Here is a 17,480-nt window from a genome sequence, read left to right as displayed (position 1 = left end):
TTTTAAGGTGAGTTGTTGCTGGGGGTGAAAATGTACTGTAAGTTTAGCCGCTCTATAGGATTTTTTTCTTACACAAAGGAGATAATAAAAATGAAAAAGTTATTAGTGATTGCGCTGTTAGCCAGCTTTATTACAGCGTGTGGTTCAGACAACGAGGCTGCATTAGAATGCCCGCCTACAGCGATTGCAATTGATATAAATGACATTGAATTAGCGGTTAATAATGGCCAGTACCAAGCGAATACTTTAATTTCCTACGACAAAATCAACGTATCATTTGAAGCCTCAGGCACCAATGTTTACAGTGCCGGTAACGAATTCGATGAAAACAAAACGTATGCTGAAAATTGCGTAACCTTGCCTGTTGTTATCCCGGCTAATAATAAATTAACCAAGCTTAATGTTTATTCGTCCGCTGACTTTAGTGCTGACTTAACAGCTGGCAGCAGTTTAAACGATGTGTTTAGTGTCATTGAATTTAATATTGAGAATAGTCAAGAAGCGGTTACAGTTACAAAAGTGCAAGAGTTACTGCCCGTTATGATGCAAAGGTACTTTAATTTTACACTAAATACAGCGCCTGAATTTGAAAGCAGCCATGTGTTTTATATCGAAATTAGCTTAGACAACGGTAAGCAGTTTTTACTAGAGACCCCTGAGGTTTTACTTTCTAACTAACTGGCACACCTCACTGTATGGTTAACATCTCAGCTGTAAAGGCTCACTTGCTATTGCAGCTGAGATAATTTAAAAAAGAATAAGACGGGTTTGATTGATTCTGATCAACATAAAGCTACCTTAAACGCCATACACTCTCGCGCTTCATTTAATCTCAATTTTCATGCAACTGATTTGCACTCAGTTCGATGTATGGAGCGCGCATGCCGTCAGCTATTTCTACCCCTAATTCATCTACCCCAGATCTTTTTGTGCCTGAGTTGCTATCGCCAGCAGGCAGTTTAAAAAATATGCGTTACGCATTCGCCTACGGTGCAGATGCCGTGTATGCGGGGCAGCCTCGTTACAGTTTACGGGTGCGAAATAATGAATTTGATCTCGATACCCTTAAAATAGGCATTAACGAAGCTCACGCACAAGGTAAAAAGTTTTATGTGGTATCAAACATCGCGCCGCACAACGCTAAAGTTAACTCTTACCTGCGTGATATTGAACCTGTGATAGCTATGAAACCGGATGCGTTGATCATGTCAGATCCTGGTTTAATCATGCTAGTTCGTGACAAGTGGCCCGATATGCCCATTCATCTATCGGTACAAGCGAATGCGGTAAACTTCGCAAGCGTTAAGTTTTGGGCAAAGCAGGGCATAGAACGCGTTATTTTATCGCGCGAATTATCACTTGAAGAAATCAGCGAAATTCGCACACTGTGCCCAGAAACAGAGCTCGAAGTATTTGTACATGGCGCACTATGTATGGCGTATTCAGGGCGTTGCTTGCTCTCTGGTTACATAAACAAGCGCGATCCTAACCAAGGCACATGCACTAATGCATGTCGTTGGGAGTACGACGTAAAGCCCGGCACTGAGAACGAAACCGGCGAAATGGTACATAAAATTGATCCGAAAGATGTGATCCCGACACTTGGCGAAGGCGCACCGAGCGACGATATTGTGATGCTTGAAGAGCAAGGCCGCCCCGGAGAGTACATGCCCGCGTTTGAAGACGAGCACGGCACTTACATCATGAATTCAAAAGATTTACGCGCCGTACAATACGTAGATCAGTTAACAAAAATGGGCGTGCACAGCTTAAAAATAGAAGGGCGTACTAAATCATTTTATTATGTAGCGCGTACCGCACAGGTTTATCGCAAAGCCATTGATGATGCCGTGGCAGGTAAACCCTTTGATGCCAACCTATTTAAAACACTTGAGAGTCTAGCACATCGAGGGTATACCGAAGGCTTTTTAAAACGCCACGCTCACCAAGACTACCAAAACTACGAATACGGCCATTCAGTGTCAGACAAACAACAGTTTGTTGGCGAAGTGCTTGGTCGAGATGAGCACGGGTTAGTGCAGATTGATGTGAAGAATAAGTTTTGCGTGGGCCACTCACTGGAGCTAATGACCCCGCTGGGTAACTTTAACTTTACACTGCAAGCGATGCAGAACAAAAAAGGTGAGAATATTACTGACGCCAAAGGCTCTGGCCACATCGTTAGTATCCTATTACCTGAAAGCATAAACTTAGAACATGCTATTTTGATGCGTAACTTGGATGAAAACCAAGATACCCGTAATCCGTTTAAAAAAGCCGTGGTTTAACCACGGCAATACGATTTAACTCTTTGTATTAATTCACCTCTTTCTGTAAAAAAATGTATCAATCTATTAAAGCTAATCCCTACTTTTACGATCCCTTATTTCTCGGTTAACAATTTACCTTTAAGCTCATACATGATTCTTTTGTTGATCTGAACGTATTTGGTAAGTTCAAACACAATCGAGATTTAAGAACTTACCACCTTACCACTTTTTAATTTTGTTATTACCAATTCTTTGGTTTTTTCTCCTATCTATTGAATCTGGTTTTGCTTGCTACTTTTGTTTATATTTATCAGTACTTTATTGGTTTTTGTTCTCCGCTTTTTTTACTTGTAGCTTTTTTAATTATGAAAACACTATAGTTTTATTATTACCCATTTAAATTATTGATATACAAATTGGTTGACAATATGCTTACTGGGTAATACTGTTTTCATACGTTGATTGGTAAGTTTTTACGAGTGATGTATTTTACCTCTCAGCAAATTTTCAGAGTTTTACTACTATTAGGGAAACTCCAGAGGTTCAATAAAGCGAAGCTGTGTCACTGATACTTAGCTGATAAATAGCGTTGAAATAAACGCTCAATAATTTAGGAGTTATTCATGTCTAAACCAACAATTGGTTTCATTGGGCTAGGCCTTATGGGCGGCAATATGGTCGAGAACTTACAAAATAAAGGCTACGAGCTGGTTGTAATGGACCTTAATAAAGAGTCTGTTGCTAAATGTGTTGAGCGTGGCGCGAAAACGGTGGCCACAGCAAAAGAGCTTGCAGCCGCAGCTGACATTGTCATGCTGTGTTTAACAACATCAACAATTGTTGAAAAAGTCGTATACGCAGAAGATGGTTTGCTTGCCGGTTTTAAAGCCGGCTCAGTCCTTATTGATTTTGGTACATCAATTCCATCATCAACAAAGAAAATTGGTGCAGATCTCGCTGAAAAAGGCGTTGGTATGATTGATGCGCCATTGGGCCGTACGCCAGCACACGCTAAAGACGGGTTGTTGAATATTATGGCCGCAGGTGATTTAGAAACATTCAATAAAGTGAAGCCTGTGTTAGCAGAGCAAGGCGAGAACGTGTTTCATTTAGGTGAACTTGGTGCTGGTCACACAACAAAATTAATTAATAATTTTATGGGGATGACAACAGTGTGTGCAATGTCGCAAGCATTTGCAGTGGCGGATCGTGCAGGTGTTGATCGTCAACAATTGTTTGACATTATGTCAACGGGCCCTTCTAACTCGCCGTTTATGCAATTTTGCAAAAATTACGCTGTAGATAATGTAAGTGATTTGGGTTTTTCAATCGCAAATGCTAATAAAGACTTGGGTTACTTCCTGCAAATGGTGTCTGACCTTGGTACTGAATCGAAAATTGCAGAAGGTTCATCAGCTAATTTACAAGCAGCGTTTGATGCAGGCATGGGGCAAGGCAACGTACCTGAAATTTTTGATTACTTTAAAACACTAGATAAATAATTCTGGTTAATTTTAGGTGCTAGGCAAGATGTTTAGCACCTTTACACACACATATAAACACTGGGAAAGCGAGTTATCTTAATCGGGTAACAGTATAATCCAGTCAAACGAGTTAACTATGCGATTGATCAATCTAACTATAATAAAATTTAGCCTAGTTATCCTTGGTTGTATTTCAACAGCAGCAACAGCCAAAGACTACTTTGTTGATAATAAGCAAGCTTACACTGATATTGCCCAAGATTTAAAAGCGGGCGATACAGTTATTTTAAAAAATGGTACGTGGACAGATTTTGAGATTTTGTTTCAAGGTCAAGGCACAGAAACATCCCCTATTCAGTTGACTGCACAAACCAAAGGTAAGGTTTTTTTAACTGGTCAGTCTAACCTTCGCCTTGCTGGGGAATACCTTCATGCCAGCGGTTTGGTATTTAAAAATGGCTTCACCCCCACTTCTGCAGTTATTGAGTTTCGCCGCAATAAAAATGAGCTAGCTCGTCATTCACGAGTTTCAGAAGTTGTAATCGATAACTATAACAATCCCGATAAGCGAGAATCAGATTATTGGGTTGCGTTGTATGGCCAACATAATCGCTTTGATCATAACCATTTAGTGGGTAAACGCAATAAAGGCGTAACGGTTGCTGTACGTTTGAATAATAAACAAAGCCAAGAAAACTACCATCAGATAGACCATAACTACTTTGGTTATCGCCCGACGTTTGGTTCAAACGGAGGGGAAACGTTGCGCATTGGTACAAGCCATTACTCTTTGACGGACTCATTCACGCTTGTTGAGAAGAACTATTTTGAGCAAACGAATGGTGAAGTAGAAATTATTTCGATTAAATCAGGTAAAAACATTGTCCGTAACAATGTGTTTTTTGAAGCCCGGGGTACATTGACCATGCGCCATGGTAATGGGAACTTAATTGAAGAAAATATCTTTTTTGGTAATGGTGTAGATCATACCGGTGGGATTCGGGTTATCAATAAAGATCAAATAATCCGTAATAATTACCTTGAAGGATTAACTGGCTTTCGTTTTGGCAGTGGCTTTACTGTGATGAACGGCGTGCCTAATTCATCGATTAATCGATATCACCAAGTAGAAAACGCACAAATAGAAAATAATACGTTTGTTAACGTGCGGCATATTCAGCTAGCGGCAGGCAGTGATGCTGAGCGCAGTGCAGTGCCAATTAATAGTGTAATGAAAAACAACCTCATTATTAATGAAAATAACCAGCAACCTTTTACCGCGTTTGACGACGTAAGTGGCATTAAATTTACTGGTAATCTTGCCAATACTGAGGTGCTTAGTGATGTAGCGTACGGTGTAAAGCGACAAGCCATATCACTTAAGCGAAATAAAGCTGGGTTACTTCTGCCAAACACAAATAAGTTTAACGCAGGTGCAAAAGCTAATTTAACTGTATTGGCTAAAGACCAAACGGGTGTTACTTGGTATGAAAAAGTGCCCGCTATTATCGCTTTTGACTCAGGTAAAACACGTAGAGTTAAAGGCTCTGCAAACGCATTACTGAACGCGATTGAAGCGGCTGAGTCTGGCGATGTGTTAGAACTGACTGGCGGGCAATACGATGTATCTAAGCTTGTTGCGATTGATAAAGTACTCACTATTAAAGCACACAAAAAAGGCAAGACAACACTGACATTTGAGCGCTCAACATTATTTGAAATTCATGATGGTGGCAGCTTAAAGCTTGATGGATTAATTATTTCAGGCAAAAGCAGCCCAGACTCCGCTGGCAACAGTGTAGTGAGGACGAAAAAGTGGGGCATGGTTAATAATTATCGCTTAATGATGATGAATAGCCAGATAACAGACCTTGATATAAACCATACTTTTGACTTTTTTAAAACCGGTAAAGGTGCGCTTGCTGATGAAATAACATTCACGAATAACACATTTAATAAAGTGTCTGGCGATATCCTACGCTTAGACAGTGAAATTGAAGATTTAGGTATCTATAACGCGGATTATGTAACGCTTGTTGATAATCGCTTTAGCAATATCAATGGCAGTTTAATTAAGCTTTATCGTGGTGGCACTGATGAAAGCACGTTTGGTCCCCACTTGAGCATGACAGGTAACACCTTAACAAATGTAGGCCTTGGCAAACGCAATAAAAGCAATGCGAGTGTTTACCTCCATGGTGTGCAAGTTACGAATATAGATAACAATACCTTTGTTAAATCAGCACCTATTATTATTGAGCATACAGTGGGTGAGCCAAACACGATGATCATTAACAATACCTTCGATAGTACTGAACAGCCAAGTGTTACTGAGCTTAGAGTTGCAGGGCCGCACACGGCCACATTAATAAACAATAAAGTAATTAAGAATTAGTGGGGTGTTGTTGATGTCATTATCGAGCTTACAAACAAAATTAAAAGCGGGTGCTATGTCAGTTGTGCTTGCTGTCGCTTCATTTAGTTCTTTGGCTGCGCATCCTAATTTAGTGATCACGCAAAGCGATGTTGTCAAAATGCGTGGCGCACTTGATAGTCAAGGCTACTTTAGTGAACGCTATCACAGTTTAAAGGCGCAGGTTGATAAAGAAATTGCATTTCCAATTGTGGTGCCCGTGCCTAAAGATGGTGGCGGTGGTTACACTCATGAGCGCCATAAAAAGAATTATCAATTAATGTATCGTGCTGGGATTATTTATCAGCTTAGCCAACAACAAAAATACGCAAATTATGTTCGCGATATGTTACTTGAGTACGCAACACTTTATCCTAGCTTAGATGTACACCCGAAACGTAAAGTGAAATCACAAAACCCAGGGAAATTGTTTTGGCAAAGCCTAAATGAGGCAATGTGGTTAGTTTATACTATCCAAGCATACGATTTGGTTCATGATGCGCTGACAGATCAGCAAACTAATATCATTGAGCAACAGTTACTTCGTCCTGTTGCCTTATTCTTATCGCAAGGGCAACCAACAACATTCAATAAAGTGCACAACCATGGTACGTGGGCAACTGCTGGCGTAGGCATGGCGGGTTACGTTATGAACGAACCCGAATGGGTTGAAAAAGCGTTATATGACCTAGATAAGTCAGGTAAAGGAGGGTTTTTAAAGCAGCTAGATATGCTGTTCTCTCCACAAGGTTACTATAACGAAGGGCCTTATTACCAACGTTTTGCCTTATTACCCTTTGTTACTTTTGCACAAGCGATTGCACACAATGAGCCACAACGAAAAATTGCTGAGCACCGTGATGGCGTGTTGTTAAAAGCAATAGATACCACCATTCAATTGAGCTACAACGGCTTATTTTTTCCTATTAATGATGCTATTAAAAGTAAAGGTATTGATACCATTGAGCTTGTACATGGTGTTACGGTTGCCTACAGCCTAACTAATGATACTGGCTACTTAGATATTGCAAAGCAGCAAGGGCAAATCATTCTATCAGGTGATGGCCTAAAAGTAGCACAGGCGCTTGATAAAGGTTTAGCAACACCTTACACGTTTAAATCAGTGGCATTTGGTGACGGCAGTGATGGTAAAGAAGGCGCATTAGTTATTATGCGTAGCCAACTTGATGGCGACCAAGCACTGTTATTTAAGCCTGCAGCACAAGGTTTAGGGCATGGCCATTTCGATAAATTAACATGGCAGTTTTATGATAAAGGCGAAGAGATTGTCTCTGACTACGGTGCCGCGCGGTTTTTAAATGTGGAAGCTAAGTTTGGTGGCCGGTACCTGCCAGAGAATAATAGTTACGCTAAACAAACGGTTGCTCACAATACCGTGGTGGTTGATGAAACGAGCCACTTCAATGGTGACGTAGAAGTAGGCAATAAAAATGCGCCAACACTTAACTTTTTTGAAACGTCAAAATACGGCACAGTATCAAGTGGTGAAATTAGCACCGCTTATAAAGGTGTTGAGCTTGAACGCACATTAGCCCTAGTGAATCTAAAAGAGTTGAACAGTACAGTCGCTCTAGATTTATTTAGTGTAGTGGCAGATAAAGCGCATCAACTTGATTTACCGCTTCATTATAAAGGACAGCTTATTGATACCAACTTTAAGCTCAAAGCCAATACTAAACAGTTATCGGCGCTGGGTGACAAAAATGGTTATCAGCATCTTTGGTTAAAAGCAGGATCAACACCAAAGCAAGGATTAGCAAAGGTATCTTGGCTGAACGACAATGGCCGCTTTTACACATCAACATCACTTGTTAATGGTGATGAATCCTTCTTATTCACTCAGATTGGTGCGACTGATCCTAACTTCAACTTACGCAATGAGCACGGTTTTATCCGCCGCGTATCAGGTACTAAGCAACATCAGTTTATTTCAGTACTTGAACCGCATGGTGAATATAACCCCAGTAAAGAATATACCTTAATGGCCCAAAGCAGAGTGACAAACTTAAAGCACTCACAGCAGGGTGAGATGGTACTTGTTGAGTTAGAAATAGCTAAAAAGCACTATTTGATCGCGATTAATAATGCGACGCTTGCGAGTAAAAAATCATTTAAATATCAACATCAATCATATTCATTAAACGGCCGTTTAGGCGTTTATTTAATGAACAACATTTAGGAGTATTTGCTATGAGTAAGCAAAGCAATCACTTTACATTTGCTAACGAAGCAGAAATTGAAGACTTAGGTAATGGCTTAAAGCGCCAAATGTTGGGTTATAACGAAGAGCTGATGGCGGTCAAGATTTGGTTTGCAGAGGGGGCAATTGGTTATAACCATGCACACCGTCATTCTCAAGTGACTTATGTTGTAGAAGGGGAGTTTCACTTTAATATTGACGGTGTAACTAAAATTTTAAAAACGGGCGATAGCTGTTTCATTCCTCCGTATGCTGATCACGGCGCAACGTGCCCGACGGGGGGAATTTTAATTGATACATTCAGCCCTGCGCGCGAAGATTTTTTAGAGGATAAATAACATGAAACTTCAAGGTTTGCGCTGGTGGGTCATTGCATTAATTGCGTTGGCAACCATTATAAACTACATCGACCGTCAAGCCTTAAGTGTGCTGTGGCCTGATATAGTAGAAGAATTATTCCCCAACGAATCTGCACTTGAGCGTAAGCAAATTTATGCCAACATTTCTATCGTGTTTGTATTTGCTTATGCGTTTGGCCAAGCTATTTTTGGTAAAATATTTGATTGGGTTGGTACGCGTTTTGGCTTTGTTCTGTCGATAGGTGTGTGGTCACTTGCCACCATTGCACATGCATTTGCACAGGGCGTTCTTAGCTTGAGTGTTTTTCGCGCCATTTTAGGTGTAGCAGAAGCGGGCAACTGGCCGGGCGCCGCAAAAGGGAATGCAGAATGGTTTCCAACCAAAGAACGGGCATTAGCACAAGGTATATTTAATTCAGGTGCAGCGATTGGCGGTATTATAGCGATCCCCCTTATTGCCTATCTAACGGTGTATTTTAGCTGGCAAATGGTGTTTGTCGCTGTGGGTATTATGGGCTTTTTGTGGTTAGTGCCTTGGTTAGTGTTAGTTAAAGCACCACCTGGATCACACCCGTGGCTTAGTGAAGAAGAAAAGCACTACATTTTATCTGGCCAGCGTCGTGAAGTGAATGAAGAAGGACAAGAAGAGGAAGAATATAACCCTTCGACTAAAGAGCTGTTAAGCAGAAAGGAAAGTTGGGGTGTGATCATCGCATCAGCGGCAATTGACCCTATTTGGTGGTTATTTGTGTTCTGGATCCCAATCTATTTAAACGAAGTGTATGGCATGGATGTTAAATCTATTGGTATTTACGGTTGGGTGCCTTATGTGGGAGCCATGTTTGGCGCGTGGTTTGGCGGTTTGTTAGCGCAAAATCGTTTAAAAGCTGGTTGGAGTACAGATAAAACTCGTAAGCTAACGATCACCTTAGGCTGTTTGATCATGTTGCCTGCATTGCTTGCAATGGCGAACCCTGGCGAGCCTGTTGTCGCTGTTCTAATCATGGCCGTTATTCTATTCGGTTTTCAAACAGCGATAGGTAATGTACAGACTCTACCAAGTGATCTACTTGGCAAAAAAGCCGTCGGATCCTTGTCTGGTTTTTCAGGCATGGCGGCAAAACTCGGCGCTGTTGGCCTCACCTCTTTAGTTCCTTATTTAACCGCTGGCGGAAATTATACGCCTGCGTTTGTTATTGGTGCCTCTTTGGCTATTACTGCAATGTTGGCCGTCTGGATTTTGATTCCAAAAATTGAGCCTTTAAAAGCACCCAAGTAACAGCGTGTTTAGCGGCAGAGCAACCAAAATCCTGCCGCTTACTTACAACAAGGGTAAGTTAATTAATGAAAAAAATATTCTTTTTAGGCGAGTGTATGCTCGAGCTTAGAGCGATTGATGAGAGTACGCTCAACCAATCATTCGCAGGTGATGTATATAATTCTGCCGTGTACCTTAAGCGCTGCTTTAACAGTATTAACTCGGCAATTGTGACCGCATTGGGCACCGATGCAATCAGTCAAAAAATGCGCCACTGCTTTGTGCAAGAACAACTAGGTACACAATTAGTGTTTGCTCATTCAGATAAAGTGCCCGGTGTGTATTACATCGAAACAGATGATCAAGGAGAACGCAGCTTTACTTATTGGCGTAATGATTCAGCGGCAAGAAAGGTGATCGATTTTTATAATCCCACAGTTATTGATGAGCTTGCGTCAGGCGACATGCTTTTTTTCTCAGGAATATCGCTTGCTGTTATAGAGCCCGATACTCGCGCTATTTTTTGGCAATCCATTCATACTTTAAAAGCTGCCGGTGTGAAGGTTGTTTTTGATCCTAATTATAGAGCGAGATTATGGCAGTCTGTTGAAGAAACTAAGCAGCAGTATGCGCTTGCTTTTCAGTGTGCAGATATCACGCTACCGGGCGTAGAAGATTTACACGCTTTGTATGGGGTGGATTCGGTTGAAGATGTCCTTGCGCACCTTAGTGATTATGACATCAACGAAGTGGTTATAAAAAATGGCCCCGAATCAGTATTAACCATGGTTGATGGCCAATTACAACGCCACACAATTACACCGGTAGATAATGTTGTTGATACAACGTCAGCAGGCGATGCGTTTAATGGTGTTTACCTAGGAGCTCGGTTATCTGGGCTGCCAGTGTGTGAAGCGGTTAGTAAAGCCGCAAAAGCTGCTGCGGTCGTAATCCAACAGCCGGGCGCAATTACCGCAAAAGCGGTTTTCAATCAGGCTATGGCTGATTCGTAATATGTAACTTAAACAAAAAGGCCCCAATGTAATGCCTGAGTCTTTTTGTCTCAACACATAATAACTATTAAGAGAGATACAACTATGACTCGTTTTACTGAACTCATGTCAGGACAAACACTGCTACCTTTAATTCAAGCCGACAGTGTTGATCAAGGGGTGAATATAGCCAAAGCAATGGCGGCGGCAGGACTAGGTTTAGTGGAAGTCGTGTTACGCACGGATGCATCGTTAGCGACAATAAGGGCTATCAAGGAAGCCGTACCTTCATTAAAAGTGGGCGCAGGTACAGTCATCAATGCTGAAATTTTACAGCAGGCACTTGATGCGGGTGTTGATTTTATTGTTACTCCGGCGGTTTCACCTTTACTACTTGAATCATTAAAACAATGCTCAGTGCCCGTCGTGCCTGGTGTGTCTAACACCGCTGATATTTTACTTGCATTAGAAGCAGGTTTTACTGAGCAAAAGTTATTTCCTGCTTCATTATCAGGGGGCGCACCATTTTTGAAAGCAGTGTCAACCGTATTTCAAAGCGTTACATTTTGCCCAACAGGTGGGGTCAATGCGCAAAATAAACATGAGTACCTTGCTTTAGACAATGTAATTGCCGTCGGAGGTACTTGGGTTGCGCCTAAAGAGTGGGTTGAACAAGAAAACTGGCAGGCGATTACCGATGCCTGTGTTGAGGCAAACAAAGTATAAGGGATAGATAATGGGATCTTTATTAGCCAAAGTTAACCCCGGCGTAATTGTTGGAAATAATGTTACACAAGTATATGGGCATGCCAGAGAGCACCAATATGCGTTACCTGCGGTTAATGTTATTGGTACATCATCGATTAATGCAACCTTGAATGCAGCAAAAAAAGCGCAGTCGCCTGTTATTATTCAACTGTCGAACGGTGGCGCGCAATTTTTTTGTGGCAAAGGTCTTGCCTTACCTGAGCAACAAAGTGCAGTGCTTGGTGCTGTAAGTGCGGCTAAGTATGTTCATAGTGTCGCTGAGCATTATGGCGTGCCGGTTATGTTGCATACGGATCATGCTGCGAAAAAGTTACTGCCGTGGATTGATGGCTTATTAGATGAAGGCGAACGTTATTTTCAGCAAACAGGGCAGCCTCTTTTTAGCTCACATATGATCGATCTTTCTGAAGAGCCATTAGAAGAAAATATAGCAATTTGTGAGCGTTATTTAGCGCGTATGGCAAAAATGGGCATGACCTTGGAAATTGAACTAGGGTGTACTGGGGGCGAAGAAGATGGCGTGGATAATAGCCACCTTGATAGCGCATCCCTTTATACGCAACCTAAAGAAGTAGCATACGCCTATGAAAGGTTAAGTAAAGTCAGTGCTAACTTCATTATTGCAGCCTCGTTTGGCAACGTTCACGGCGTTTATAAACCGGGCAACGTTGTTTTAACCCCCCGTATTTTAAAAGACTCACAAGCCTATGTTTCGCAAAAGTTTAACCTGCCCCACAATAGCTTAAATTTTGTATTTCATGGTGGTAGTGGTTCAGAGCAAGAAAAAATAACAGAGTCATTAACGTATGGCGTTGTAAAAATGAACATTGACACCGATACGCAATGGGCGTGTTGGGACGGCGTACTTAATTATTATCAAAACAATAAAAATTACTTACATAGTCAAATAGGTAACCCAGATGGCAACGATAAGCCGAATAAAAAATACTATGATCCGCGAGTGTGGTTAAGCCATTCAGAGCAAAACATGACGATGAGATTATTACAGTGTTTTACCGACCTTAATTGCGTTAATAGGTACTCATAATGAAACGACTAATCCCAGTTTTAAAAAATGATGGTGTGGAAACAGATTTAATTATGTTGATCCGCACTATTTTAGCGACCAGTAAAGAGATTGCATTTCGTGTAGGCCAAGGAGAACTTGCAGGGGTGTTAGGCTCTACGCTAGATGAAAATATCCAAGGTGAAGTACAAAAAAAGCTCGATGTGATTGCCAATCAGTTACTCAAAGATATGTTACTTGAGGAAGATTCGGTTGCTGCTATTGCCTCCGAAGAAGAAGATCATGCTGTGCCAGGTAATCCCGATGGTCGCTATATTGTTGCTTTTGACCCGCTCGATGGTTCTTCAAATATTGATGTAAATGGTCAAATCGGCACTATTTTTACCATTTATGCGAAGCGTGATGATGTGCCCCATGACAGTGATGAACAGTTTGTTCAAGCTGGTATAAAACAGCTGTGCGCAGGCTATGTGCTTTATGGCCCTTCCACTTTGTTAGTGATGAGCACAGGTGGCCCAACACGCTGTTATACGCTGGATTTAACTCATGGCGGCTTTTTGCTAACAACCCCTGAAATGACCGTTGCGCACGAAAGTAAAGAGTTTGCTGTGAATATGGCTAACTACCGCTATTGGCATGAAACTATTCAGACTTATTTCGATAACGTACTGTATGCGAGCCAAGCGTTTGAAAAAAGCTCAATGCGCTGGAGTGCAGCTATGGTAGGGGATATTCACCGTATTTTATCAAGAGGCGGCACATTTCTGTATCCAGAGGACAAACGTGCGGGTAATGACAATGGCAAAATAAGGTTACTTTATGAAGCCAATCCGCTGTCGATGTTGATTGAAAACGCAGGAGGACAAGCCAGCGCTCGTGGTCAGCGAATTTTAACCATAGAGCCACACAGTCTTCACCAGCGAGTAGCGGTTGTCATGGGGTCATCTTCTGCTGTGGCATTTTTTAATCGGACTGTTTATGAGTCATAACAAAACAGTGGTGTATTTTGAGGCGATGCGTTATGACAGGTGTTAATCAGATACAGCAAACCCCAGTGTAAGTTTAACGAGATCTTCTTTACTGGCATGAATACGACCAATGATAAACGGGTGTCAGTTTTGGTGCGCAACTCGGTGCTCATATTTGGCAAGCTGCCCGTTATGAATTGATTATTTGGTTAACCAATTTGTTTTTTTTGAATTTTACTACTGCTACATTAGTCTTAAAGGTAAATTAATTCAGCAATAGAATTAATCCTGTAATTATTTAAATTGCTATTTATCAATGCCTTACTTTTATATCTGCACGGTGACTTATTGGTAATGTAAATTGGTCGACTTTTTTATTAAATGTTATTACCAAAAGGGTTGATCTTTTTTTGTTCAAGTGTAATTATTTGGTTAACCTTTTGTGAAAGCGAACGGCCAATGACAACAAATATAAACCAAAGCATTCGAACACACAGGAAACACTATGAAGCATAAATTATCTAGCGTTACATTAGCGATACTTTCAGCTACAGCATTGAATGTTGCATCAGCGCAAGAAGCAAAGCAGCAATCTGTGGATGAACTTGAAGTAATTGAAGTGTCAGGTATCAGGCAGTCGCTTACTAATGCATTAGCACAAAAACGTTCAGCCGCAAGCCTTGTAGAAGTGATAGAAGCCGTAGATATTGGTAAGTTACCGGATCAAAATTTAGCTGAAGTATTAGAAAATGTAACCGGTGTACAGATCACGCGTCAAGCAGGTGTCGGTACGGGGGTACAAATTCGTGGTACGAATGCGAATCGTACAGAAATTAATGGTGTTTCTACAGTGGGTTCCGGCTCTGGTAGAACAGGTATCAGTTTTGAAGATGTGTCGGCATCGATGATCTCTGGTGTTGAAGTGATTAAATCACCAGAAGCTAAAACAATAGAAGGATCTGTAGGAGGCACGATTAACCTTCGTACAATCCGCCCATTGCAACTTAATGATACGTTAGCAGCTTTTCGCGTACAAGCTGAAGACAGCAGCCTCTCCACTGATAGCATTAAACCAAGAATATCGGGTTCTTGGGGTGACAATTGGCAACTAGATTCTGGTGGCGAATTTGGCGCTGTATTTAGCGCAAGTTATGCAGAGCAAGACGTAACAGCATTTCGTCCTCGAGCTGATCGCGATAACTCCGTCGCAGCGGGGAGTGATGCAGCAAGTGCCCAGTCTTTTGACTTTTTACCTATTCAATTCTTGATTCAGGATTATGATAATTACGAGTCAGAAACGGTTAACTTTGCTGGTACGCTAGAATGGGCACCTAATGAGAACACCAAGTTCTTTTTTGATGCCGTGATGAACGACCAAGACAGACGTCAAGAAAGCTCACGGGTTCAAGCCTCTGGCGTGAGTGACCTTCGTAATGTTGCAGCTCCTAACGAATTTGAAACGGTTGATTTTGGCGTATTAGACGGCCAAGATTTAGGAAGTATTCAAGCGGCGTTAAAAGGTGTTATCCCTGTTGAAGACGGGGGAGCAGATCCTAATTTACGCTTTTCAAGTGATACAAATGCACGTCAAACTGATAGCCAAATATTTCGATTGGGTGGGCAATGGCAGGGTGATAAGTTATTTGTGAGTATGGAAGCGTCATCGTCACGCTCTGATTCAAATACACCAAGCTTCAATACAACATTGAACTTCATTAACCCTAATGTAGCAACCAATGACTCGAACGAAAATGGCACCCCTTTTGAATATGACTTGAGCGGGGGAGCGCTTGCATTTGGTATTGCCCAAGGTGAAGCAAATGCGCCAACCAGTGCACAGTTACTAGACCCTGCAAATGTTGTATTACGCGATGTAAACCAAGGGCGTGATACGACAGAAAATAAAGAAGATGCGATCAGAGCTGATTTTAATTATTACTTAGACAGCATGATCACGTCGGTCGATTTTGGGTACCGTTATAACAGATCAAGCAGCACCTCAGATCAAGTACGTAATAATGTGGGCTTGCGTAAAATGGCAGATAGCCCATCAGGTGATTTATTTGCAGAGCTGCTGGTGGCCGGGCCTGATAATTTTAACAAAGCAGACGGGCGAACACTCTTTATAAAAGACTTTTTATTAGTTAACCCTGAGCTTGCCGGCTCAAACCCAGACTATGTACTTGAAGTATTAAATGATGCGATTACAGCAAATAATGCGCTTACAGGTTCTGATCGTGCGCCAATCAGTTCGCCTACATCTCAGGTGAGTGCATTTTTTGACATTGAAGAAACAACGCATGCATTGTACGCACAAGCAAATTTCGAATATGAAATGTTTCGAGGTAATGTTGGCGTACGATATTTACAAACGGACATTACGTCAACAGGTAACTCAGTAACAACCGACGATGATGGGAATCAAGTCGTTTCACAAGTCGTGTCTGAAGCGGATTATAATTTTGTATTACCACGTATAAACATCAGCGCAGACGTGTCTGAAGATGTGTTAGTTCGTTTGGGTTGGTCTAAAGATATTCGTCGCCCTGATTATGACGACTTATCTACGTCCGTGTCATACAGCACAAGTCCTAATTCAGCGGTTGCCATTGGTAACCCAGGCTTAGGGCCAGAAGAGGTAACATCGTTTGATATTTCAACCGAGTGGTACTTCGCTCCTTCAGCGTTAGTAAGCGTGGGCTATTTTCATAAAAAGCGCAAAGACCTGCATGTCACAAAGCAAGTTGACCCCTATGAAGACCCAACCACGGGATTTCGTGATGTTGTAGGACCAACCTGTGAAGCCGGTGGCACATTTAACCCCATTGCCGATATTAATGTCTTTGGGCCAGAGCCCGGAGTTGGTTTGTGTGTGCCTACTCAAACGACAGTTAATGATGCTGATACACGCACCCAACAAGGTATTGAGTTGGCATTTCAATATGACTTATCTGAATTCGAAAGCGACTTAGGCTGGGCATCAGGCTTTGGCGTGATGGCTAATTATACGTATCAAAAATCATCAGGAGGTGAAGCAATTGATAATGCAACGAGCCGTGCAAACGCCGTATTTGCATTAACAACGGGCATTGAGAACATTGATGTCTCTGCCAAACAGCCGCTTTTAGATCTTTCTGAAAACGCATATAACTTTACCTTGTACTATGAAAAATATGGTTTTTCAGCGCGTGCAAGATACACGTGGCGAGAAGGTTACCGCTCAGAAGACTTTGGCAGTACATCTAGTTACCCATGGGGCTTCCCAGTTGTTCAAGAGGACCGTGGTCAGTTAAACGCAAGTGTTAATTATGATGTAACCGAGCAATTTAGTGTTGGTATAGAAGCCGTGAACTTAACGAAGTCAGATGTGAGTCAGTCTTGTGTTAACGAAGGATCATTACTGTGTTATCAAGGCTTAACAGATCGTCGTATTACTTTTGGTGCAAGTTACCGTTTTTAATAAGTTAATTGTGTGAGTACCAATTGGTAATTGGTATAAAAGCAAGCCACTAGGCTTGCTTTTTTTTTGCATTATTTTTAGGTGTACCCAACGCTTAAAACATTTGTGTGCGTACATTTAATAAAATGTATATTGGCTGTTTAGCCTATTTGAAAGCCGTTTTATTAAATAATCATAGCAGAAGGCGGGGTCGTTAAAAAATAAGACAACACACATAGCAAAGGCACAGTTATGTGCCTTTTAGGGAATAGAAAAGTAAG

General features: G+C 41.5%; 12 protein-coding genes. All 12 read left to right on the top strand.

Going from position 1 to position 17,480, the window contains the following annotated elements:
- The first annotated feature begins 90 nt into the window (after positions 1–90).
- The 12 genes from ADS77_RS00600 to ADS77_RS00545 all read left to right on the top strand — a co-directional run bounded on the left by ADS77_RS00600 (position 91) and on the right by ADS77_RS00545 (position 17,220).
- Positions 91–678 (top strand): hypothetical protein, encoded by a 588-nt coding sequence (locus ADS77_RS00600; protein ID WP_054204085.1) that lies wholly within the window; start codon positions 91–93, stop codon positions 676–678.
- Positions 679–893: 215 nt separating this feature from the next.
- Positions 894–2,288: a tRNA 5-hydroxyuridine modification protein YegQ gene (yegQ, locus tag ADS77_RS00595; RefSeq protein WP_054452681.1), complete on the top strand. Its 1,395-nt coding sequence runs from the start codon at positions 894–896 to the stop codon at positions 2,286–2,288.
- 605 nt (positions 2,289–2,893) lie between these two features.
- Positions 2,894–3,772, top strand: coding sequence for an NAD(P)-dependent oxidoreductase (locus tag ADS77_RS00590; protein ID WP_054204086.1), 879 nt, complete (start codon positions 2,894–2,896; stop codon positions 3,770–3,772).
- A 118-nt stretch (positions 3,773–3,890) separates the two neighbouring features.
- The gene (locus tag ADS77_RS00585; protein ID WP_054452338.1) at positions 3,891–6,149 is read left to right on the top strand and encodes a polysaccharide lyase 6 family protein; all 2,259 of its coding nucleotides are present in this window, start codon (positions 3,891–3,893) and stop codon (positions 6,147–6,149) included.
- Positions 6,150–6,204: 55 nt separating this feature from the next.
- Positions 6,205–8,367, top strand: a complete 2,163-nt coding sequence (locus ADS77_RS00580; RefSeq protein ID WP_410054808.1) for a heparinase II/III family protein — start codon at positions 6,205–6,207, stop codon at positions 8,365–8,367.
- An 11-nt stretch (positions 8,368–8,378) separates the two neighbouring features.
- On the top strand, positions 8,379–8,726 hold the full coding sequence (locus ADS77_RS00575; RefSeq protein WP_054204089.1) for a cupin domain-containing protein: 348 nt from the start codon (positions 8,379–8,381) through the stop codon (positions 8,724–8,726).
- Position 8,727: 1 nt separating this feature from the next.
- Positions 8,728–10,026 (top strand): MFS transporter, encoded by a 1,299-nt coding sequence (locus ADS77_RS00570; protein ID WP_054452335.1) that lies wholly within the window; start codon positions 8,728–8,730, stop codon positions 10,024–10,026.
- A 65-nt stretch (positions 10,027–10,091) separates the two neighbouring features.
- Positions 10,092–11,018, top strand: a complete 927-nt coding sequence (locus ADS77_RS00565; protein WP_054452332.1) for a sugar kinase — start codon at positions 10,092–10,094, stop codon at positions 11,016–11,018.
- A gap of 84 nt (positions 11,019–11,102) precedes the next feature.
- Entirely contained in the window at positions 11,103–11,723 is a 621-nt protein-coding gene (eda, locus tag ADS77_RS00560) for a bifunctional 4-hydroxy-2-oxoglutarate aldolase/2-dehydro-3-deoxy-phosphogluconate aldolase (RefSeq protein ID WP_054204092.1), read from the top strand.
- 10 nt (positions 11,724–11,733) lie between these two features.
- The gene (fbaA, locus tag ADS77_RS00555) at positions 11,734–12,813 is read left to right on the top strand and encodes a class II fructose-bisphosphate aldolase (RefSeq protein ID WP_054452330.1); all 1,080 of its coding nucleotides are present in this window, start codon (positions 11,734–11,736) and stop codon (positions 12,811–12,813) included.
- Complete coding sequence (locus tag ADS77_RS00550) at positions 12,813–13,781, top strand: class 1 fructose-bisphosphatase (protein WP_054452328.1); 969 nt, start codon at positions 12,813–12,815, stop codon at positions 13,779–13,781. Before fbaA ends, ADS77_RS00550 begins: the two co-directional genes overlap by 1 nt.
- A gap of 484 nt (positions 13,782–14,265) precedes the next feature.
- On the top strand, positions 14,266–17,220 hold the full coding sequence (locus tag ADS77_RS00545; RefSeq protein WP_054452326.1) for a TonB-dependent receptor: 2,955 nt from the start codon (positions 14,266–14,268) through the stop codon (positions 17,218–17,220).
- Positions 17,221–17,480 lie beyond the last annotated feature (260 nt).

Origin of the sequence: Pseudoalteromonas porphyrae, assembly GCF_001298125.1 — a bacterium.
GTDB classification, from domain to species: domain Bacteria; phylum Pseudomonadota; class Gammaproteobacteria; order Enterobacterales; family Alteromonadaceae; genus Pseudoalteromonas; species Pseudoalteromonas neustonica.
The sequence above is the reverse complement of the archived record's forward strand: the minus strand, read 5'-3'. Positions and strand labels throughout refer to the sequence as shown.

Bases quoted from the DNA above. Each gene is read 5' to 3' on its own strand.
- ADS77_RS00550 (WP_054452328.1), top strand. From the start codon at position 12,813: ATGAAACGACTAATCCCAGTTTTAAAAAATGATGGTGTGGAAACAGAT.
- ADS77_RS00580 (WP_410054808.1), top strand. From the start codon at position 6,205: ATGTCAGTTGTGCTTGCTGTCGCTTCATTTAGTTCTTTGGCTGCGCAT.
- ADS77_RS00570 (WP_054452335.1), top strand. From the start codon at position 8,728: ATGAAACTTCAAGGTTTGCGCTGGTGGGTCATTGCATTAATTGCGTTG.
- ADS77_RS00585 (WP_054452338.1), top strand. From the start codon at position 3,891: ATGCGATTGATCAATCTAACTATAATAAAATTTAGCCTAGTTATCCTT.
- ADS77_RS00575 (WP_054204089.1), top strand. From the start codon at position 8,379: ATGAGTAAGCAAAGCAATCACTTTACATTTGCTAACGAAGCAGAAATT.
- ADS77_RS00600 (WP_054204085.1), top strand. From the start codon at position 91: ATGAAAAAGTTATTAGTGATTGCGCTGTTAGCCAGCTTTATTACAGCG.
- eda (WP_054204092.1), top strand. From the start codon at position 11,103: ATGACTCGTTTTACTGAACTCATGTCAGGACAAACACTGCTACCTTTA.
- ADS77_RS00590 (WP_054204086.1), top strand. From the start codon at position 2,894: ATGTCTAAACCAACAATTGGTTTCATTGGGCTAGGCCTTATGGGCGGC.
- ADS77_RS00545 (WP_054452326.1), top strand. From the start codon at position 14,266: ATGAAGCATAAATTATCTAGCGTTACATTAGCGATACTTTCAGCTACA.
- fbaA (WP_054452330.1), top strand. From the start codon at position 11,734: ATGGGATCTTTATTAGCCAAAGTTAACCCCGGCGTAATTGTTGGAAAT.
- ADS77_RS00565 (WP_054452332.1), top strand. From the start codon at position 10,092: ATGAAAAAAATATTCTTTTTAGGCGAGTGTATGCTCGAGCTTAGAGCG.